Genomic DNA, 18,543 nt, shown 5'->3' on the forward strand with positions numbered 1-18,543 from the left:
CCGGTTCGCGCTGTAGGCGGTCCGCAGCACACAACGTCATCAGCACCCGCACGATAACCCTGGCGGGTGAAGGGTGACATCAACGCAGCCTGAGTGTCGTGCTCATGGACAGTTGCCGGCTACACCGCTCCCGTTTCACCGGCACGGTCGGCGATCCACGTAGCAACCTGCGTGTGATCGGCACCGGGGTCCAGGTCTTCCCCTGCACTTCGCCACAGGTCGACCGCATCCTCTCCCAGTGCGATCGGTGCACCGACGGCGCGTCCGAGACTGGTGGCGATCATCATGTCCTTCAGCATGAGACTCAGCCCGAATCCGGAATTGAAGGTGCCGGGCTGGATGAAGTTCGGCCACTTGTTCTCGGTGGAACCGCTCCTGCCGCTCGAGCCGTTGAACACCGACAACATCACCTCCGGGTCGAGCCCAAATCGTTTGCCGGCTTCGATTGCTTCGCTGGTCACCCACAGATGCGTGGCCGACAGCAAGTTGTTGAGCGCCTTGAGCGCATGCCCGGCGCCGATGGGGCCGCACTCGACGACGCGACCGAAGGAGGCAAGGAGGGGAATGGCGCGAGTCACATCGACATCGTCGCCTCCGACCATAACGGTGAGTGTTCCCCGCTCGGCACCGCGCACGCCTCCGGACACAGGCGCGTCGACAAGGCGAACCCCCGCCTGCGCCAACCTCTCGTGCAATGCCCGGGTCGCGAACGGCTCCGAGGAACTCATATCGATGACGAGAGCGTCGGTGGCAAGCGCCTCGGCCTCGAGCAGTTCTTCGACGACCGCCGTGACAATCGCGGAGTTTGGCAGCATCAGGATCACTGCGTCGGCTCTCGTCGCGGCTTCGGCCGCCGAGGCGACGCCCACTCCGCCCGCCTTGGTGAGCAGTGCCCTGGCAGACTCGCTCAGGTCGAAGCCGCGAACGGCCTGGCCGGCCTTGAGGAGACGAGACGCCATGGGCGTACCCATATGCCCGAGCCCGATGATGGCGATGGTGAGTGGGTTCTGGCTCATGACTCCTCGCCCCCAGCGACTTCAGTCGTCACTCCGTTCAGTGCGTCCTCACCGAGTTCATCGCGGATGATCTCCTCCGCGATACGGAAGGCTTCCAACGACGCCGGCACACCGACATAGATCGCGGCCTGTAGAAGCGCCTCCTGGATTTCGCTGACGGTGACACCGTTACATATCGCCCCCCGCACGTGCACTCCCAGTTCGTGTGAACGATTGAGCGCGGTGAGGATGCCCAGATTCAACAGACTGCGCTGCCGTCGGTTCAATCCCGGACGCGACCACACCTCACCCCAGCAGTATTCCGTGACCATCTCCTGGATCGGTCGTGAAAAGGAACTCACCCGTGCGAGCGAACGCTCAACGTGCTGGGCGCCGAGTACCTCTTTGCGGATGGCGAGCCCTCGGTCGTAAGACTCCTCATGTGTGCCGTGTGACGTCATGCGATTCCCTCCTGTGGTGTGCTGTCTGATGAGTTCTCTGTGTGAGGCCGCGATGACATCTATCGTCTGCCGATGGTCGCCGCGAGACCGGCGAGCTGCCCGTGTTCGACCGGTGTGAAACGGGCGAGGGTATCCGGATCGTGGCCGGATACGATGTGGCGCACTTCCCCCCGATCGACGAGCCGCCTGATGCGGTCGAATCCGAGGTAGGTGGCCGGAAGGTCGGCAGTGAAGGCGAACGGGACGTCTCCCTCATACTCTTCGTAGTAATGCACGGCGTCGGATGCGAGAACTACCGTGCCTTCCGCTGTGTCGACGAGCACGATGCTCTGACCGGGAGTGTGCCCCCCGATCCTGAGCATGCGAATACCCGGTGCCACCTGTATTTCGTCCTCGAAGGTCGTGAGGCGACCGTCGTTACTGACTCGGCGCAGCGCCTCGATCTCAACCGGCTCAGAGACAAAGCTGAACTGGCGGCGCCCCGCGAGGTGGGAAGTCCAGAAGTCGTACTCGCTGCGCGCCATGACGACCTGGGCATTGCGGAATTCGTGCAGGTTGCCGATGTGATCGTAGTGCGCGTGAGTGACGATGAGTGTCGGTGCGTCCGCCGGAGCGATCCCGAGGGCGGCCAGTGCATCCAGCGGCCGGACGAGGAAAGTGCGGTTCCTGCGACGGCCACCCGCTTCTGAGAATCCGGTGTCGACGACCACCGTGCGCACGTCGTTCCGAATCACCCAGAAGTAGTAGTCCATGCCGATGGGCTCATCGGGTCGGCCATAGATGCTCCAGTTGAGGTACACGTCGCTCTTGAACGCCTGGCGTGTGCCGAACTTGACGATGGTGACTTCATATTCTGCGGACACCGCGTTCTCGCTTTCTGCGCCCACCCTTCGGCGGGCGTCACCCGTGAGGGCGGACAGGGCCCCGGTTCACGGTCATGCCGGGGTGATGCGTGCGTCGTCGCTGGCCTCTGACGTATAGACGGCCTCGTCGACAGCGCCTTCCCAGCTTGTCTTGCCGAGCGAGATCGCCGTATGCGTCATGAAGGATTCCGGCGACGCACCATGCCAGTGACGCTCCCCGGGAGGGCACCAGACGGTGTCACCGGCACGGATGACGCGCACGCTTCCGTCTTCGGCCTGGATGAGTCCGCGACCGGCCAACACCTGCAGGATCTGGCCCCGTTCGTGGGAATGCCAGTAGGTTCGCGCCCCGGGCGTGAAGTTCACCGTATTGATGGTGACGCCGTCTGTTTCGTTCATCGTCAGATAGGGGAATGCCGTGCCGGTGAACTGGGTGCCGCGTTTGCCCGCGATCCCTTCCTGCTGCGGGGGGTGGGTGATCTTCACTTCTGGGTTCCTTCCGTTGTTTTCTGTGGGGTGTGCAGTCGCACTCCCCCGGAGATGTCGCCGATTGCATCCACCACCGTGTTACTGATCGCGTCAGCGTAGCCAAGCGACCGAGCGAGCCCGAAGCATGCAACCGGGCCAGCCGAGTTCAGACTGGCCACGCCGAGCCTGGCGAGGAGGTCGACGTAGAGGGTGACGTCCTTGAGCATGAGGGTGTTGGTGAGGCCACCTTCCATGTAATCGCCCGTGATGATATTGGGGAAGCGATTGATCGTCGCGAAGTTGACGCCGGAGCTTGCATTGAGCACGTCGAGTACGGTCTGCAGGTCGAGATCGGCCTTCTTCGCGGCAACCATGACTTCGGCGGTCGCCGAGAGCGAGATGGCGTTGAGGAAGTTGTTCAGCAGTTTCACCACGTGACCGGAGCCGGAAGCGCCACAATGGTAGATCGTCTTCGCGAAGTAGTCGAGCGCAGGCCTGGCACGCTCGAGTGCTCCGGCGTCGCCGCCGACCATGAGGGTGAGCTGGCCCTTTTCTGCCACGGCGGCTCCGCCCGATATTCCAGCGTCGACGTAGAAACCGCCGCGCTCCGCGACATCCGCTGCGATGCGCTTGGTCGACTCCGGCGAGGCCGTGCTGAGATCCACGATCACCTGGCCGGGACGAACATTGTGGAGGAAGGCCGGTTCACCGTAGACGACTGCCTCGATGACCGTGCTGTCTGGAAGCGACATCATGACGATGTCGGCTTGGGCGACGACCTCGGCCGCGGACGACACGCCCGTCGCGCCAGCGGCTTCAATCGACTCCGCTCGCATGTCGAAGCCGACAAGCGGCTCGCCGGACCGGGTGATGCAACGGGCCATTCGACCGCCCATGTTCCCGAGGCCGATGAAACCCAATCGTGTTCTGTCATTCTCGGCCATCAGGACTCCCTTGCCCATTTGTGTCTTCGTCCCGCCCAGTCAACAGGATTGTCATACGGTATGTCAATCTCACGCAAACGCACTCGGCATGAGGGTGTATTTGGTTTCCAGGTACTCATGGATGCCCTCCAGGCCGCCTTCGCGACCCAGTCCCGACTGCTTGACCCCGCCGAACGGTCCGGCGGCATTCGAAACGGCGCCGGCGTTGAGACCCATCATTCCGGTGTCGATGAGCTCGATCATCCGTTGCCCTCGTTTCGCATCGGCGGTGAAGACATAGCCGACGAGCCCATACTCGGTCGCGTTCGCCAGGCGCACGGCCTCCTCCTCGGTCGAGAAGCGCTGGATACCGATGACCGGGCCAAAAATCTCTTCCGCGCTCACCGCCATCTCGGGTGTGACCCCATCAAGCACCGTCGGCTCGAAGAACGACCCTCCCCCGGCGACGGCATTCCCACCGACGATCAGCGTCGCCCCCTGGGCGACGGCCCCGGTGACGAGCCGAGCGGTGTTCGCCACCGCTTTGTCGTCGATGAGGGGGCCGATTGTCACGCCATCTTCCGTGCCGCGCCCCATCGTCATCGCATTGACCTTCTCAGCGAGACGCACGGCAAACTCGGCCGCAACCGATTCATGCACGATGAAGCGGTTCGCCGCCGTGCAGGCCTGTCCGATATTCCGGAACTTCGCGATGATCGCCCCATCGACCGCGGCATCCAGGTCAGCATCGGCGAAGACCACGAAGGGGGCATTGCCGCCGAGCTCCATGGAGGTCCTGAGCACGTTGTCGGCCGACTGTTTGAGCAACTGGACTCCAACCGGAGTCGAGCCGGTGAACGAGACCTTACGCAGACGTGGATCGGCAATCAGTCGCTCACTGAGCGCAGCAGTTGACGTCGTCGTGATGACATTAACCACCCCCGGTGGCAAGCCCGCCTCCTCCAGAAGCGCAACGAGTGCAAGGGTGGTGAGTGGAGTCAAGGTTGCGGGCTTCACAATGGCGGTGCACCCGGCGGCGAGCGCAGGGGCAACTTTTCTCGTAACCATCGCCAGGGGAAAGTTCCACGGCGTGATCAGGTAGCACGGCCCGACAGGGCGATGCGTCACGATCATCTGGCCTGTGCCCTCTGGGCTGGCGTTGTACCGCCCGGTGATCCGCACCGCTTCCTCGCCGAACCAGCGGAGGAATTCACCGCCGTAGGCCACTTCACCGCGCGCCTCGGCCAGGGGCTTGCCCATCTCCAGGGTCATGAGCAGCGCGAAGTCTTCTGCGCGCTCCTGCAACAAGTCGAAGCTCTTGCGGAGTATCTCCCCGCGAACGCGAGCAGGCGTACGCGCCCACTCCGCTTGAATGGAGCTGGCGGCATCAAGCGCCCGCACTCCGTCTGCCACACTGGCGTTCGCGATGGTGCGGAGGACCTTGCCGGTCGCGGGGTCAGCGACCTCGATCGTGCCGTCCTCGCCGTCGACCCACTCACCGTTGACATAGAGCTGGTTCGGGATCCGTGCGAGCAGCTCGGCCTCCCGCGCGCTCGTCACTTCCTGCGCGATCGTCACTGGGCGATCTCTCCCCCGAGGAAGGTCTCGTCGTCTAGAGCGAGGACAAGCCCGACGATGGCGGCCGCGTAACTGTATTGACGCATTCCCATCATGACGCTGGTCACCTGTGGGCTGAACACCGACTCCCAGGGGCCGATCGGCAACCCGCGGGGAGCGCTCGGCTGTGCCATCACGTTCGCGAAGTGCACCTCGACGACGGGTTTCCCGGTTTCGCTGAGCGCGTGCTTCGTGGGGATGCCGATCTCCGTGAGGCCGGCGGGGTTGATGATGAATGCGTCTGCGTTGGTGGCGTTCGCGTGGATGAACTCGAGGATGGCGCCCTCATAGTTGCTGACGAAGGTCTCAATCTCGACGCCGAGTGACTCGCCCAGCCCTGTGCAGAATTGCTGTAGGTCCTGAATGCTGTTGATCGCCCCATAGACCTTCTTATTGCGCGCGCCGAGATTCGTCATGTTCGGCCCGTCGATGATGACGATGCGGTGGCGCCGCGTTCCGGCGCGCTCGATTGAATGTGCAGTCACTTGTCGTGTCCTTCCGATGGGGCTGTATCAAGGATTCGGCCGATCGCCCACTGGAGGTGAGGAGCGAAAGCCCTGGGGTTCTCCGCGTGCGGAAAATGTCCCAGCTCCGGCATGACCCGGAAACTGGAGTTCGGGATGGCCGCGGCAAGGGCTTCGCTCGCCGTTGTGGGCACACTCGTGTCGTAGGCGCCGGACATCACGACGATGTGCGGGCTCGACCCCGAGAGGAGGTGGCGCACATTGTCGATGTCCCAGCTCTGCGAGTAGTAGCCGAGGTCCGCGTCGTATGCTCCGAACCCGCCCTGTGAGTATCCCCACCAGACGCGGTCGCGCATTTCGAAGGGAGACTCGGGAGACATCAGCCCGTATGTCCACTCAGGAATATGAAGTGCCTGATTCACAACCGGGCTCCGAAGCCACGCGGTACGCCGGCCGGTGACGCGCGGCCCGGCCTGGCACGCTATCGCTCCTCGGAAGAGTTCCGGCCGCCGGGCGACGGCCTCGACGACGACGGCGCCGGCCATGGACGAGCCGACGAGGATGGGCAGGTCGTCGAGATCGAGCGCCTCAACCACAGCGGTGATGGCCCCGACATAACTCGCCGACGTGAGGCTGTATTCGGTCGAACGCCTCCCCCACGCCGGATTCGACTTGCCGTGCCAGGGAAGGTCGAAGGCAATGAGCTCGTGCCGGTCGACAATATCCGTCTCGGTCACTAGGCCGTGATATTGACGAGAGTCGCTCCCGGCCGTGGCGAGACACACCAGTGACACGCCGCTGCCGGCGCGTTCCACAAACACATCACAGATGCCCAGTTGCGGGATCTCGACACGAACATACTCCCCTCGCAAGCTGAGCTCTCGATGGGATGCCTCCGCCTGGTGAGTTGGGAGGTCTCCGCGGATGACTTCGATCAGCCGTCGCACCAGCTGCACATGCTGCGCGAAGGCGAGTTCGTCGCCAATGAGCCGCGCCCTGCCGGTCTTGATCGCGGCCAGGATGCTCTGATCTCCGGGCGAGGGTGACGCTGCGAAGGTCGACCGCCAGTCGTCATCCAACATTTCCAAGGTGAACCACGGTTCGGACTCGGCGCCAGTAATCTCGCCGTCCACGATGTTCACTCCGACGGCCCAATCCTGCCCCCGAAGCTCGAAGGCGACGGTGACACCGCGCGCAAGGTCGGCAAAGGCTCCGTCTGCGCTGGTTCGCACCGCTAGCTCGCGCCCGAATGCGGCGCAGTCAGAGATGATGGATGCCACGGTGTCAATCAATACCGGACCCACCCTCGTGCACAAGGACAGTCGGTTCGAGCCCGTCGGCACCGACCACATCGCGCCAGGCTTCGAAGCCGGCCTGGAACGCGACGATACCCGCCTCTGGCAGGGCAATCTCAATCGCCTCGAGAATCTCAGTCGGAGTAACGCCCAGGTCGAGTGCAACGCGAATATGACTCTGGATGTGGCCTTTCGCCGCCCGCATGACCGTGAGGCTCACGATGAAGATGAGTTCCTTGGTCCGCCTGTCCAATGTGCGCTCATCGAGATAGGCGGCGGACACAAGGCCGTTCGCAGCCTTGAGCACATCAAAGTCCTGCTTGGCCATGACCTTGTGATAGTCGAGCACGTAGCCGCGTTTGGCGGCCATGTCATCGATGTACTGCTGGGCGGCGTTGCTCAAGGGTACCTCCATATTGGACGAGAGCTGTGCGCACTCTTGGACTGCTCACGGCTACTCCGATGATAATACCGTATGACAACATTAAGATCTGGTCAATTGAGTCTCACGAATTTCGCTGATTGACTAATCACGTAATACTGTCATACGATACGACTCGAACAGCAGCACGTGACGATGACCGTCGAACAACGAGTAACCACGTGCGACTTGATAAGGAGACAAAGATGTCCAATACCCTGCGGACTCCGGTCGGCACGCAACCCGAGGCGGAGGAGACACCCGTCCAGCGGTCTGCCTATCGCAAGATCGCGAAGCGGATCATCCCCCTTGCACTCTTCGCGTTCTTCGTGACCTACATCGACCGTGCCAACCTCGGCATCACCGCCACCAGCATGGAAGAGACCCTGAACCTCACGCCGGTTTCCTTCGGACTCGCGGCCGGGCTCTTCTATGTCGGTTATCTCATCATGGAGATCCCGAGCAATATCTTCCTCGAACGTTTCGGAGCCCGAAAATGGATCGCCAGGATCCTTCTGACGTTCGGCATCATCACCATCGCCACGGCCTTCGTTTGGAATGACGGGTCGCTCGTCACCGTGCGCATTCTGCTTGGCCTTGCCGAGGCGGGAATGTACCCCGGCCTCCTCCTCTACCTCGGGTATTGGGCGAGCAAACGCCGGCGCGCCTCGAACTGGCTGCTGTTCCAGATCAGCCTGCCTTTGTCACTCGCGTTCGGCTCTCTCTTCAGCTCTATGTTGCTCAACCTCGACGGCGTCATGGGGTTGGAAGGCTGGCGCTGGGTCTTCATCATCGAGGGCGTAATCACACTACTCACGGCCGTGCTCATCTTCTTTGCATTGCCGGACAAGCCCAAGGATGCCAAGTGGCTTACGGTCGAGGAGCGCACCGCGGTTGAGGGTGCCCTCGATGTCAGCGTCGAGAAGGAGGTCCATGGCTGGAAGGCCACAGCGAGTGTGATCAAGAGCCCGGTCGCGTGGTACCTGACGGCGATGTATTTCTGCACCTTGGTCGGCTTCCTCACAGTGAACTACTGGGCTCCGACGATCATCAACGAGCAGTTCGCCCTGGGCCCGATCGAATCCGGCTTGCTTTCATCGATCCCGTGGTTCGTGTGCACCATCGCACTCGTCCTGGCCTCGATCATCTCCAAGCGGGTGAAACAACCGTCGTGGATCATCGTGGTATCGATGCTCACCTGTGCGTTAGGGATGTTCATCGCGAGCACAGCCGGAAACCCGGTTATTGCTTTCATCGGCCTGTGCCTGGCAACAGTTCAGCAGGCATCGGTGCCTATCGTGTTCGTGCTGGTGCGCTCCCACTTCCCGATCACGATGATCGCCGTCGCATTCGCCTTTGTGAACGCCGTTGCGAACCTCGCCGGTCTCGCCGGCCCGCCCATCCTGGGATGGTTCGTCGAGCTCACGGGATCGACGAACGCCGGGCTGTTGTTCCTCTCGAGCTTCTTCGTCATCGCGGCCATCCTGGCAGTATTCGCACCTCGGTTCATCCGTTTTTGCGAAGCTCGCTCACCGCACTACTTCAAGGACGCGAACCCTGGGGGCGCAATCTCGAACGGCTGACACCTCCGGACTGGTCCCCGTGGTAGCGGCCACGGGGCACCACCGCGTTTACGCGCTGAGCGCGATTACCGGGCCGTGCAACAACCAGGCAAGGAAAGAAGGGGAGCGGACATCCGCTCCCCTTCTTTCCTTGCCTGAAACTCGCTTCAGCTGCCACCGAATGCGTCGACTTCTTCGGCCAGGATCGGCGTAGCCGTTGTCGCCGCATGGATACCGATGCAACTGGCGATCTCCATCACCTCGATGATCTCTTCTGGTGTCGCGCCGTGGTCGAGAGCGTTCTCCATGTGCAGCTTCGCACCTCGGGTGTACAGGTGCGTGGCCGCAATATCGAAAGCGATGTAGACGAACTCCTTCACCTTGGGCTCAAGCACGCCGGTCTTCCACGGCACCGTCGAAAAACGAAGGTATGCGTCGAATATCTCCGGGTCGAGTTCGAGGATCGGGTCCCAGAAGTCAATCCAATAGCCTCGCGCGGCGACGAACTCATCCTTCAGCCGCTGTTGCTCGTCGCCCAGCGGCGCCGGCCCAGAACGGAGTCCACGCTCCTCGAGTACCTCGACAAGCAGCGGGACGCCGATGTTCATGGCGTGGATGCCGAGCGTGGACGCGAGCTCAATGACCTCCATGATCTCGGCAGGCGTCACTCCGAGCCGCAGCGCGGCCTGAATGTGTTGCCGCACGCCGGGAAGGTACATGTGCGTCGCGGCAGCATCCACAGCGATGAAGATCAACTCTTTGACCTTGTCGTCGAGCTGGTTCTTCTTCGACGGAACGGTCGAGAAGCCGAGATACGCCTCGAGGAAGTCTGGATCGAATCGCAGAATCGATTCCCAGGGCGTTCCCCAGGTTCCACGCTGGTCGATGAAATCCTGCTTCACCTGTTCTTGACGCTGATCGAGTGCCACTGTTCCTCCTTACGCTTGAACGTCCATCAGGACGTTGATGACTGATCCTGCCTCGCCGGGCGCGGCAGGAAAGCTGGTTCGAACGGCTGGGTCGTGACCCGGCACGACGGCCCAGCCTGTCGCATCCGCGAGTGCCTTGATCTGCGCCAGGCCTGCGAGCATGTCGTCGAGATCCGTGTAGGCGAAGAAGGGCCAACCCTGCTCGATCTGGATCCCGAAGTGTGCAGCGTCCGCTGCGAGGATGATCCCCTGCCCGCCGTCCACGATGGTGGCAAACAGCTCCCCGGGGCAATGTCCGCCGATCGGAGTGACCGAGAGGCCAGGGAAGACCTCCTCTTCACCGTCCACAAACTGCAGTCGTCCAGCTTCTGCCGCGTCCTCGATGGGCTGCAGCAGCTCTGCGGTGGTGAACTCTCCCGCCAATTCGCCCGCGCGCTTTTTGCCGATCCAATACTCGTACTCGATGCGGGAACAGACGATTCGCGCGTTCTCGAACAAGTGCACCCAGCCGATGTGATCGAAATGGAAGTGCGTGAGCACGACGAGCTCCACGTCTAGTGGGTCGATGCCGGCGAGGCTCAGCCCGGCAGGCACCGGCAGCACGCTGACTTCGCCGAGCCAATCGCGCTCGCTGACGTCATAGCCGGTATCAACAAGAGCAATCCGGCCATCCCGCTCGACAGTCCAGAAGTTGTAGTCCATCGTGACCTCTGCGTCGGGCATCCCGTGGGCTTCGAAGTCGTGGAATGCGTCGCTGAGCCGCACCTGACGCTCTCCGTATTTCACCTGCAGCACTCGGGTGCCCGTGTTCGTTCGGAGGTTCCCGGTTGTCGTCAGCGCGTCTCCCGTTTCAGTGGCCCCGGGTGTCGCATCCGTGGTCACGAGTCCCCTCCCATCGCCGTGCGCACGTACGCGTCTGCCTCACTGGGATCCCATTTGCCCGCGCCGCCCGACGGTCGAACACTGTTCACAAATGCTGATCCCCCGTCGACGGAGATGACATCGCCGTTGATATAACTCGCAGCATCGCTGAGCAGGAAGGAAACCGCTTCGGCCACTTCAGACGGCTTACCCGTTCGCCGCATCGGCACGGTCGCGCCACGCTCAAAAATGTCACTTCCACCGCCCGGCAGGTCAGCTGCGGCGGTGTGCAGTTCCGTCGGTACCAGGCCAGGGGCGACTCCGTTCGTGCGGATTCCCACAGGGCCGCCATACATTGCAGCAGAACGGATGAGACCGAGCGTCGCGTGTTTTGACGTCTGGTATGCGATGACGTCGTGACTGCCGCGCAGGCTGGCGATGGATGCCGTGATCACGATCGACCCCGCCGTGCGCTGAGCCTCGAACTGGCGAAATGCCGCCTGCAGGCCGAGGAACGTACCGCGCACGTTGACCGCCATCACGCGGTCGAAATCTTCCACGCGTACGAGCGGCAGCGGGTCGAATGAACCGATGATGCCGGCATTCAAGTGATAGCCCACGACAGTGCCGAAGCTGTCGACCGCCGTGGCCATATAGTGGCTGACCCCTTCAGGGTTCGAGATGTCGGCTTCGACGGCGATCGATTTGGTCGCGAGAGAGTCGACAGTCTTCTGAGCGGATGCGCCGTCGACGTCGACCGCGACGACCGATGCGCCGAGCGACGCCAGTTTTCTCGCGCTGGCGGCACCGAGTCCGCTTCCGGCTCCTGTGACGATGACTGCTCCTTCTGAGCCGGACAGTGAAAAGTTCATGAATCTGCCTTCGTTTCGGTGCCGCCGATGACGACGGCGAGGTCGGATCGTGCGCCAGGCACGGTCGGGAATCGGCGCATGACCTCCGGATCGTGGCCGGGGACGAGCGTCGCACCATTCGCGACAAGCCCACGAACGGTGTCGAAGGTCGTGAACACGTCTGGGAGATCGTCGAGCTCCACGAACGGACGGTCGAGTTCGAGCTCCTCGTAGTAATGGATGGCATCGGACGCCAACACGACGTCTCCCATCGCTGTGGACACGATGACGATCAGCTCGCCGGCGGTATGACCGCCGACTTCGAGTGCCCGGATCCCGGGGACAACTTCGTAGTCTCCATCTGTGAGCGTCAATCTTCCTGCGGCGATCAGCTCAGACACCGCAGTGATGTCATCGTCTTCGACTGCGGAGGCGAAGAGACGGCGCTGACCCATCGGACTGGTCCAGAAGTTGTGCTCGAGACGCGAGAGATAGAGCTGGCTGTTGGAGCCGAGGTTGAGATTTCCTGCGTGGTCGTAGTGCATATGCGTGATGATCGTGTGCTCGACCGTGCCTGCATCGATGCCGAGTTCCGTCAGGGATTCCTGGGGCGAGATCAGAAGGGTCCGCCCTCGTTTTTCGCCGGACACCGCGTTGAAACCGGTATCGATGAGAATAACCTGATCACCTCGGCGGGCGATCCAGTAGTAGTAGTCCATTGCCAGATCGGCGTCCGGCTCATGGTAGATCTGGTAATTGAGGTAGACACGACTCTTCCGCGCCATGCGAGTCCCGAAGCGAACTGCGATGACCTCCCAGTGGGTCTGGTCTGCCTGGGTACTCACGACGCCTCCTCGAGCCATGTCGGTGCCGGCGGACGCCAATCCACCTCGCATCCAACTATTGTAATACGATACTACAATCGTACTCAATGCAGAGGGCCGCCCCTCAGCGCCACGCGGTGATCAGACCGCTTCGAGTTCGCTCTGTTCTTGCTTCGCGCTCAGGTGACTGAGAGCGATCTGCGCCGCAGACTGCACATGGGCGACACTCGCCGCCTGGGCGGACTCCTCGTCCTGATTGATGATGGCGTCGATCACGCTCTGCAACTCTTGGGTGGTATCGTGCCCGCGCCCTGGGCTCGACAGCGTCACTGTGCGGAGCTGGCTGATCCGAGCCTGCACGTTGGCGAGCATCTCCCCGATGATCGGGTTGCCGCTCGCAGTGATCAGTTCGGCGTAAAACGCGTCTTTGAGTGCGACCATGTCTTGGACCGGTGCATTCTCGGCCATAGCGATCGCTTGGAACGTGGAGGTCAGGGCTTCCAGCTGTTCCTGGGTGCGATTGCGTGCCGCCAGCTTCGCAGCAACGGCCTCGAGCGCCGCCCGCACTTCGTAGAGCTGCGCCGCGTCTTCACGTGTGAGTTCGGCGACGATGGGTCCGACATTGGGCGTTATTCGAATGAGCCGTTCTGCTTCAAGCTGCCGGAGAGCCTCTCTCACCACCGTGCGGCTCACCCCGAGGCGTTGCTCGAGTGACTTCTCGGTCAATCTCATCCCAGGGTGGAACTCGCCACGGATGATATCTTGCCGAAGTACTGCGACCGCCTGCTCTCGCAGGGGCGCGGCCTGACGCTGAAGCATGAGTTCCTCCAAACGCTTTCAAGTGTCATACAGTATTACGTGAATCTCGGGTATAGCCTACCCGCGCCAAGGGATATGCGTCTGGAGGCGCCGCCTGTGCTCTGAATGGAATCCGACCGAGGAAGGCCACCGTCGGTTCGCGGTGCGCTGGTAAAATTCGAGCCGAACCTGCAGCGCTTCGCGCCGGCGACATCCGGCATCGTGTTAACCAGCGCTGCGGCGCTGCGGCGCAGCGTCACCGACCGCCCGGAGGAGCCCATGTCTCACACGCCCGCGAAGCCGCCCTATGACCCAGAGCTGACCGCGAGCCTGGCCGCGATGGGCGACCTCGCTTACATCTCGGTCACCCTCGAAACGCTTCCGGCGGCTCGCGCCTCGCGGCCGACGCAGTCCGTCGATGAGCTGCTCGCCGGTAGGGCCGTCGACCATGTCGAGCACACCGTTCCCGGGCAGGGCGGCGAGCCAGACGTCGTGCTTTCCGTCTTCACTCCGCGTGGTCTCGCCGCACCAGTTCCGGTCGTTTACCACGCGCACGGCGGCGGCATGATCATGGGAGACCGCTTCGCCAACATCGGGAGGGTGCTCGACTGGGTGGAGAATCTCGGCATCGTCGCGGTCTCCGTGGAGTACCGTCTCGCTCCCGAAGCGCCCTATCCCGCTGCGGTCGAAGACTGCTATGCCGGCCTGCTCTGGACGGTCGAACACGCCGCCGACCTCGGTATTGACCCGGAGCGCGTCATCATCGGAGGCGGCAGCTCGGGTGGTGGAATCACCGCCGGCCTCGCACTGCTCCTCCGCGACCGCGGCGGCCCGAAGGTCGCTGGCCAGTGGCTGAGCAGCCCGATGCTCGATGACCGTGATGTCACCGTCTCGAGCAAGCAGTACGTCGACGGGGCCATCTGGTCTGGCCGAAGCAACGACACCGCATGGAGGGCGTTGCTCGGCGACGACTTCCAGACAGAGAACGTCTCCATCTATGCCGCGCCAGCTCGGGCCACCGATCTCAGCAACCTGCCGCCCGCGTTCATCGACGTGGGATCGGCAGAGGTCTTCCGCGACGAAGACGTCGCCTATGCGAGCGCACTCTGGGCGGCGGGTGTGCAGGCGGAGTTGCACGTCTGGGCAGGTGCCTTCCACGGGTCTGAGATGTTCGCCCAAGCATCCGTCTCACGTGCTGCCATCGAGGCCCGAACCAATTGGCTGAAGCGAACGCTCGCGCTGTAGGCGGTCCGTAGCACGCAACGTCATCAACGGAAGTCGTTCTGGTCGCGCTTCGTCGCGGAGCCGTGCGGGGTCAGTTGAGCGGGGTCAGTTGTTGAGCAGGGCGGCCTGCACGACGGCGCTGATGATGCTGCTCACGACGCCGAGCGCGAGGACGACGATCGTGACGATGATGGCGACCCTCTTGTTCTGGGCGTATTCAGCGAGCGGCAGACCGTTCTTGTCGCGGGTGGAGCCGGAGAGCACGAGGAAGATGTCGATCAGGGTCCAGACGCCGAATCCGCCCGCAGTGATCAGCTTCAGGATGCCGGTGCCGATCTTGCCCAGGTAGAAGCGGTCGATGCCGAGGGTGCCGAGCAGCAGGGCCAGAATCCAGGTCACCACAAAGGACTTGTGGGAGACCTGTGGCTGTGCAGTAGAGGCAGCGTTGGCAGCGGCGGGCGCGGGGTAGTTGATGTCGGTCATGTTCACTCCATTGTTCGCATGCGAATGTTGGCGCTGGCATTCCGGCGCTTCTGAACCGTAGCGGACGCCGCCGCCTTCGACGCCTCGCGGCGCGATCTGGCCACGCCCCCAATATGGGGCCACGGATGCCTGCCGCACGCGTTCAGCGGCTCATCTGCCGGCGAGCGCTTCTTCCATGCCTGTCCACGGAAGACCGCCAACGGCTTCGCGCTCGGGCGCCGCGTCGAAGGTCATGTCCGTCGTGTTCATGATCACGGACGCCTGCGCCATCCGCGCCAGGAACGGCGAGAAGGGTCTCGCCACGACGGCCATCACGCGCAGAGCGGGCAGCGGGATGCGGGTGGTCTTCCCGTCGGTTCCGGCCGTGGCATGCACCGCGCTCGACAACTCGTTCAGGGTCAAGTCGGCTCCACCCCAGTCGATCAATCGCCCGCGCAGCGTTCGATCGTCGATCGCTCGGCGCACCAGGGCTGCAACGTCCTTGACCGACACAAAGTTGACTGGCACGTTGCCTGCACCGAAGACGATCGTGGAACGACGGCGTTCGATCGGTCCTCCCACCACATCGAGATACGTCTCGAGGCAGGCCGTTGGGCGGATGATCGTCCAGCCCAGCCCGGACGCACGAAGCGCCTGTTCGGCATCATGCTTCATTCGCAGTAGTGGCAGTCGGGCATCGGGTGCTGCGCCGTGCATGGACACCAGGATGAAATGTCGAACGCCGGCGGCTGCCGCGGCACGGATGAGATTCAGATTGCCGTCACGGTCCACGCTCTTCGGCGTGGAGGAGCCCATTGGTCCGAATCCGCTCGCTGCGGAGACCACAACAGTGCAGCCCGCAACGGCACGTGCCACATCGGAGGCGTTGCGCAGGTCGCCAACTGCACAACCGACGCCCATCGCGCGAAGCCGCGCCGCGGCATCCGTGCTGCGGGTGAGGGCTCGCACGGGCACACCATCACGCACCAGCCCGTCAACGAGCACGCCGCCGAGCCTGCCGGTTGCGCCGACCAGGAGGATCATGGCTCCGTCTCCCCCATCGCCTGGCGACGCACCGCGTCGTCGACGCCGCCGCTGCCCGTCTCCACTGGCTCCAGGAAGAAGCGTGCTGCGGTGAAGACGTCGCCGTGCACCGTGAAGATGACCACTCCGGCCATCGTGTGGGCGGAGCCGTCGAGGCGCGTGCCGTTCAAGGACCATTCGCTCCAGACGCGGTCGCCGTCGATGGCTGTGCCGGTAATCGTGCCGTGAAGGTCGGGGATGCCGCTGAAGAGCTGGGCCCAGTTCGCTCGCACTTGCGCGCGCCCGGTGAAGCCGCGCCGCGGGTGCACGGGGGTCTCGTTGACGTACTCTTCGACGAAACAGTCGGCGAGTGTGTCGAGGTCATGGGCGTTGACGGCTGCCAGGAGGCGGTTGACCGGCTCGAGAATGCCGGCTGCGTCCGCGGGGTTCGGGTTCATTGGATCACCAACCCATATTCGATACAGTAGCTGTTATCTAATTTGGAGTGTACGCCTGGTGAAGAAGACGGTCAACAGTTCACGGTCATATGACGCGACCGGTCGCAGGGCTCGCGCTGTGGCCAACCGCGAGCGCGTGCTTGAGGTGGCGCGAACCTTGTTCCTGCACGACGGCTACGGCGCGACCACCATCGCGGCGATAGCGGCGAGCGCAGGGGTCTCCGCTGAATCGGTGTATAAATCGTTCGGCGGAAAGTCGGGCCTCGTGTCTGCCATCCACGAACGCAGCCTCCTGGGTGAGGGTGAGGTTTCTGCGGAACAGCGCTCCGACCTGGCGCAGGTCGAGGAGACGAGCGGTTTTGCACTCATGCACCGGTTGGGAGAGCTGGCGTCGGAGGTAGCTCCGCTGGTTGCGCCGGTGGTGCGGTTGATTCAGGATGCCGCGGCCGGAGGCGACCCCGCGATGCGCGAGTTGCTGAGGGAAATCGAGCAGTCGCGCTACCAGCGCATGCTGCGCAATGCCCGCGTTGTGGCCGAGCGGGGCATCCTCGCCTATGGCCTGAGCGTTGATCAAGCGGCGGACGTGATGTGGGCGTACACAGCGCCCGAGTTCTACGAGAACCTGGTCGTCAATCGAGCTTGGACTCGCACGCAGTTCGGGGAGTTCATTGCTCGCGGCCTGGCGGCGGCGCTTCTAGATTGACGTTGCGATTAGCGCTGGGTGATGACTTGAAGAAGACGGATCACATCACGAGTTGGTCGAGATGCCAGGACGTATAGCTGAGCCCAGGGGCTACTCCTGCTTCTGGCAAGAGCAATCGCCCCGAAAGACCGGGAGCATCGAAATTCCGCCTCATGCCCGCGTCGCTCTCGATCGCCCGCATCAGCGGCGCCGAGCGAACGACGCGTCCTCGCTCGTTGACCGAGAAGAAGAACGCCTCGAATGCTGCGTCGTGTGTAGGACAAGCAGCCAATCCATTTTGAGTGTCCAGTCGCTCCCGGGCGGAACTCTGCTTCCAGGGCTTCACATGTGAGGCAATCAGCATCCGTGCGCTCGGCAAGCCCGACGCGCGAGTACTCAAACCGCAGAACACGCAGCTGAAGGCGGCGTTGGCAAGAACCTTGCGTGCGAATTGCTGTTGCCCCACTCTCGCGGTACCAATCAACGCGCGTTCGGTGGCACGGATATCCAGATCTTCGCGCCCCGACAGCGTTCGAAGACTCTCGTCGATGGATTCGCGGAGATCGTCATCGGTGACGCGGTCGGCCTCATAAACGATCTGCAGTCGCTGATCACCGAAGCCCAGGAAGTCGGGTAGGAGGTCGTCACCGAGGCCACGGCTCCGGCCGACATCGAGAATGAGAGTTACGACCGCTTCTGTCGGCTTTATGGTGAGCACGCGGCGGTCTCGGGGGCGACGTCCCGGGTCGGCCATAAAGCCGGCCGCAGTATCGAGGTCGACTGGTCCGGGCCCACAATGAAACTGTTGGATCCGACAACGGGCGAGATGTCGACGGTGTATTTGTTCGTCTCCTGCCTACCCTTCAGCCGCTACGCGTTCGTGGAAGCGACCCTGGATATGCGGCAGGAGTCCTGGCTGCGCGCCCATACGGCGATGTTTGCGTTCTTCGGCGGCAGCGTCCCGCGCCTGGTGCCCGACAATCTGAAGACCGGAGTGATCTCGCACCCCCGCGAGGGTGAGGTCATTCTCAACGATGCTTACCGGGAGATGGCGGCGCACTACTCGGCCGCGGTGCTGCCCGGCAGAGTGCGACACCCGCGCGACTATCCCGAGGAGTCTGTTATCCCGAGTCCTGCTCTGCGGGCGTGTGCAATGGCGGCCTGAGAGCTGATTTCCTCGGGATAATCGCGGCCCGCCTACGCTGGCTCATCTCTTTCGATTTTCACTGGAGGTGAGCCGGAGATGAGTGTTTCAATAGGCGAGTTAATCGCGCAGGCAGACGCGGCAATGAGTCCGCTCGGCCATGCGCCGTCGACGAGGATGCAGTACCGGTGGGCGTGGTCCCAGTTTGCGAGGTTCTG

21 protein-coding genes and 1 pseudogene are annotated in these 18,543 nt (G+C 62.9%); 4 read left to right on the top strand and 18 right to left on the bottom strand.

Translation table 11 applies throughout. From position 1 onward, the window contains the following. Positions 1-119: 119 nt before the first annotated feature. From K323_RS0120440 to K323_RS0120480, 9 genes are all read right to left on the bottom strand, one after another. Positions 120-1,016: an NAD(P)-dependent oxidoreductase gene (locus K323_RS0120440; RefSeq protein WP_022887123.1), complete on the bottom strand. Its 897-nt coding sequence runs from the start codon at positions 1,014-1,016 to the stop codon at positions 120-122. Continuing rightward, on the bottom strand, positions 1,013-1,456 hold the full coding sequence (locus tag K323_RS27630) for a carboxymuconolactone decarboxylase family protein (protein ID WP_022887124.1): 444 nt from the start codon (positions 1,454-1,456) through the stop codon (positions 1,013-1,015). The genes K323_RS0120440 and K323_RS27630 overlap by 4 nt, the downstream gene beginning before the upstream one ends. A 59-nt stretch (positions 1,457-1,515) precedes the next feature. Further along, entirely contained in the window at positions 1,516-2,319 is an 804-nt protein-coding gene (locus K323_RS0120450; RefSeq protein WP_026851920.1) for an N-acyl homoserine lactonase family protein, read from the bottom strand. 72 nt (positions 2,320-2,391) lie between these two features. Beyond that, positions 2,392-2,805: a cupin domain-containing protein gene (locus K323_RS0120455; protein WP_022887126.1), complete on the bottom strand. Its 414-nt coding sequence runs from the start codon at positions 2,803-2,805 to the stop codon at positions 2,392-2,394. Next, entirely contained in the window at positions 2,802-3,731 is a 930-nt protein-coding gene (locus tag K323_RS0120460; protein ID WP_033373797.1) for an NAD(P)-dependent oxidoreductase, read from the bottom strand. Before K323_RS0120460 ends, K323_RS0120455 begins: the two co-directional genes overlap by 4 nt. A 69-nt stretch (positions 3,732-3,800) precedes the next feature. Further along, positions 3,801-5,270, bottom strand: coding sequence for an NAD-dependent succinate-semialdehyde dehydrogenase (locus K323_RS0120465; protein WP_026851922.1), 1,470 nt, complete (start codon positions 5,268-5,270; stop codon positions 3,801-3,803). 14 nt (positions 5,271-5,284) lie between these two features. After that, positions 5,285-5,812 (bottom strand): type II 3-dehydroquinate dehydratase, encoded by a 528-nt coding sequence (locus K323_RS0120470; RefSeq protein ID WP_022887129.1) that lies wholly within the window; start codon positions 5,810-5,812, stop codon positions 5,285-5,287. Then, on the bottom strand, positions 5,809-7,071 hold the full coding sequence (locus tag K323_RS0120475) for an alpha/beta fold hydrolase (RefSeq protein ID WP_022887130.1): 1,263 nt from the start codon (positions 7,069-7,071) through the stop codon (positions 5,809-5,811). The genes K323_RS0120470 and K323_RS0120475 overlap by 4 nt, the downstream gene beginning before the upstream one ends. A gap of 4 nt (positions 7,072-7,075) precedes the next feature. Beyond that, the gene (locus K323_RS0120480) at positions 7,076-7,489 is read right to left on the bottom strand and encodes a carboxymuconolactone decarboxylase family protein (protein WP_022887131.1); all 414 of its coding nucleotides are present in this window, start codon (positions 7,487-7,489) and stop codon (positions 7,076-7,078) included. Positions 7,490-7,713: 224 nt separating this feature from the next. Between K323_RS0120480 and K323_RS27635 the strand changes: the two genes are divergently transcribed. Next, on the top strand, positions 7,714-9,090 hold the full coding sequence (locus K323_RS27635; protein WP_022887132.1) for an MFS transporter: 1,377 nt from the start codon (positions 7,714-7,716) through the stop codon (positions 9,088-9,090). Positions 9,091-9,236: 146 nt separating this feature from the next. On the opposite strand, the gene K323_RS0120490 is transcribed toward K323_RS27635, so the two are convergent. The 5 genes from K323_RS0120490 to K323_RS0120510 form a co-directional block, all read right to left on the bottom strand. Beyond that, positions 9,237-9,998, bottom strand: a complete 762-nt coding sequence (locus K323_RS0120490) for a carboxymuconolactone decarboxylase family protein (RefSeq protein WP_022887133.1) — start codon at positions 9,996-9,998, stop codon at positions 9,237-9,239. 9 nt (positions 9,999-10,007) lie between these two features. Next, entirely contained in the window at positions 10,008-10,880 is an 873-nt protein-coding gene (locus tag K323_RS0120495; RefSeq protein ID WP_022887134.1) for an N-acyl homoserine lactonase family protein, read from the bottom strand. Further along, entirely contained in the window at positions 10,877-11,731 is an 855-nt protein-coding gene (locus tag K323_RS0120500; RefSeq protein ID WP_157509520.1) for an SDR family NAD(P)-dependent oxidoreductase, read from the bottom strand. The genes K323_RS0120495 and K323_RS0120500 overlap by 4 nt, the downstream gene beginning before the upstream one ends. Beyond that, on the bottom strand, positions 11,728-12,555 hold the full coding sequence (locus tag K323_RS0120505; protein ID WP_169515706.1) for an N-acyl homoserine lactonase family protein: 828 nt from the start codon (positions 12,553-12,555) through the stop codon (positions 11,728-11,730). The genes K323_RS0120500 and K323_RS0120505 overlap by 4 nt, the downstream gene beginning before the upstream one ends. A 120-nt stretch (positions 12,556-12,675) precedes the next feature. Then, on the bottom strand, positions 12,676-13,353 hold the full coding sequence (locus tag K323_RS0120510; RefSeq protein ID WP_022887136.1) for a GntR family transcriptional regulator: 678 nt from the start codon (positions 13,351-13,353) through the stop codon (positions 12,676-12,678). Positions 13,354-13,611: 258 nt separating this feature from the next. On the opposite strand from K323_RS0120510, the gene K323_RS0120515 reads away from it, so the two are divergent. Continuing rightward, on the top strand, positions 13,612-14,577 hold the full coding sequence (locus tag K323_RS0120515) for an alpha/beta hydrolase (protein WP_026851928.1): 966 nt from the start codon (positions 13,612-13,614) through the stop codon (positions 14,575-14,577). An 84-nt stretch (positions 14,578-14,661) separates the two neighbouring features. Here the strand turns inward: K323_RS0120515 and K323_RS0120520 are convergent, their stop codons facing one another. From K323_RS0120520 to K323_RS0120530, 3 genes are all read right to left on the bottom strand, one after another. Further along, positions 14,662-15,039, bottom strand: a complete 378-nt coding sequence (locus K323_RS0120520) for a TM2 domain-containing protein (protein WP_084697552.1) — start codon at positions 15,037-15,039, stop codon at positions 14,662-14,664. A gap of 150 nt (positions 15,040-15,189) precedes the next feature. Next, a complete protein-coding gene (locus tag K323_RS0120525) occupies positions 15,190-16,062 on the bottom strand; it encodes an SDR family oxidoreductase (protein ID WP_022887139.1) in 873 nt (290 codons plus the stop codon). Beyond that, positions 16,059-16,499 (bottom strand): nuclear transport factor 2 family protein, encoded by a 441-nt coding sequence (locus K323_RS0120530; protein WP_022887140.1) that lies wholly within the window; start codon positions 16,497-16,499, stop codon positions 16,059-16,061. The genes K323_RS0120525 and K323_RS0120530 overlap by 4 nt, the downstream gene beginning before the upstream one ends. A 58-nt stretch (positions 16,500-16,557) precedes the next feature. Here K323_RS0120530 and K323_RS0120540 point away from each other — a divergent pair, with 58 nt between their 5' ends. Further along, positions 16,558-17,202: a TetR family transcriptional regulator gene (locus K323_RS0120540; protein WP_022887141.1), complete on the top strand. Its 645-nt coding sequence runs from the start codon at positions 16,558-16,560 to the stop codon at positions 17,200-17,202. A 40-nt stretch (positions 17,203-17,242) separates the two neighbouring features. Here K323_RS0120540 and K323_RS27640 read toward each other — a convergent pair whose 3' ends face one another. Beyond that, positions 17,243-17,935 carry an HNH endonuclease gene (locus K323_RS27640; protein ID WP_084697542.1) on the bottom strand — a complete coding sequence of 231 codons (693 nt, stop codon included), beginning with the start codon at positions 17,933-17,935 and terminating at the stop codon, positions 17,243-17,245. On the opposite strand from K323_RS27640, the pseudogene K323_RS27645 reads away from it, so the two are divergent. Further along, positions 17,864-18,286: pseudogene (locus tag K323_RS27645) on the top strand (IS21 family transposase); the annotation flags it as partial. The gene K323_RS27640 and the pseudogene K323_RS27645 overlap by 72 nt on opposite strands. Between the last annotated feature and the right edge of the window lie 257 nt (positions 18,287-18,543).

Source organism: Glaciibacter superstes DSM 21135 (assembly GCF_000421145.1).
Taxonomy (GTDB): domain Bacteria; phylum Actinomycetota; class Actinomycetes; order Actinomycetales; family Microbacteriaceae; genus Cryobacterium; species Cryobacterium superstes.

Coding starts and splice junctions, on each gene's coding strand:
- K323_RS0120510 (WP_022887136.1), bottom strand. CDS start 13,353: ATGCTTCAGCGTCAGGCCGCGCCCCTGCGAGAGCAGGCGGTCGCAGTA.
- K323_RS27630 (WP_022887124.1), bottom strand. CDS start 1,456: ATGACGTCACACGGCACACATGAGGAGTCTTACGACCGAGGGCTCGCC.
- K323_RS27635 (WP_022887132.1), top strand. CDS start 7,714: ATGTCCAATACCCTGCGGACTCCGGTCGGCACGCAACCCGAGGCGGAG.
- K323_RS0120520 (WP_084697552.1), bottom strand. CDS start 15,039: ATGACCGACATCAACTACCCCGCGCCCGCCGCTGCCAACGCTGCCTCT.
- K323_RS27640 (WP_084697542.1), bottom strand. CDS start 17,935: ATGGCCGACCCGGGACGTCGCCCCCGAGACCGCCGCGTGCTCACCATA.
- K323_RS0120500 (WP_157509520.1), bottom strand. CDS start 11,731: ATGAACTTTTCACTGTCCGGCTCAGAAGGAGCAGTCATCGTCACAGGA.
- K323_RS0120515 (WP_026851928.1), top strand. CDS start 13,612: ATGTCTCACACGCCCGCGAAGCCGCCCTATGACCCAGAGCTGACCGCG.
- K323_RS0120440 (WP_022887123.1), bottom strand. CDS start 1,016: ATGAGCCAGAACCCACTCACCATCGCCATCATCGGGCTCGGGCATATG.
- K323_RS0120525 (WP_022887139.1), bottom strand. CDS start 16,062: ATGATCCTCCTGGTCGGCGCAACCGGCAGGCTCGGCGGCGTGCTCGTT.
- K323_RS0120530 (WP_022887140.1), bottom strand. CDS start 16,499: ATGAACCCGAACCCCGCGGACGCAGCCGGCATTCTCGAGCCGGTCAAC.
- K323_RS0120460 (WP_033373797.1), bottom strand. CDS start 3,731: ATGGCCGAGAATGACAGAACACGATTGGGTTTCATCGGCCTCGGGAAC.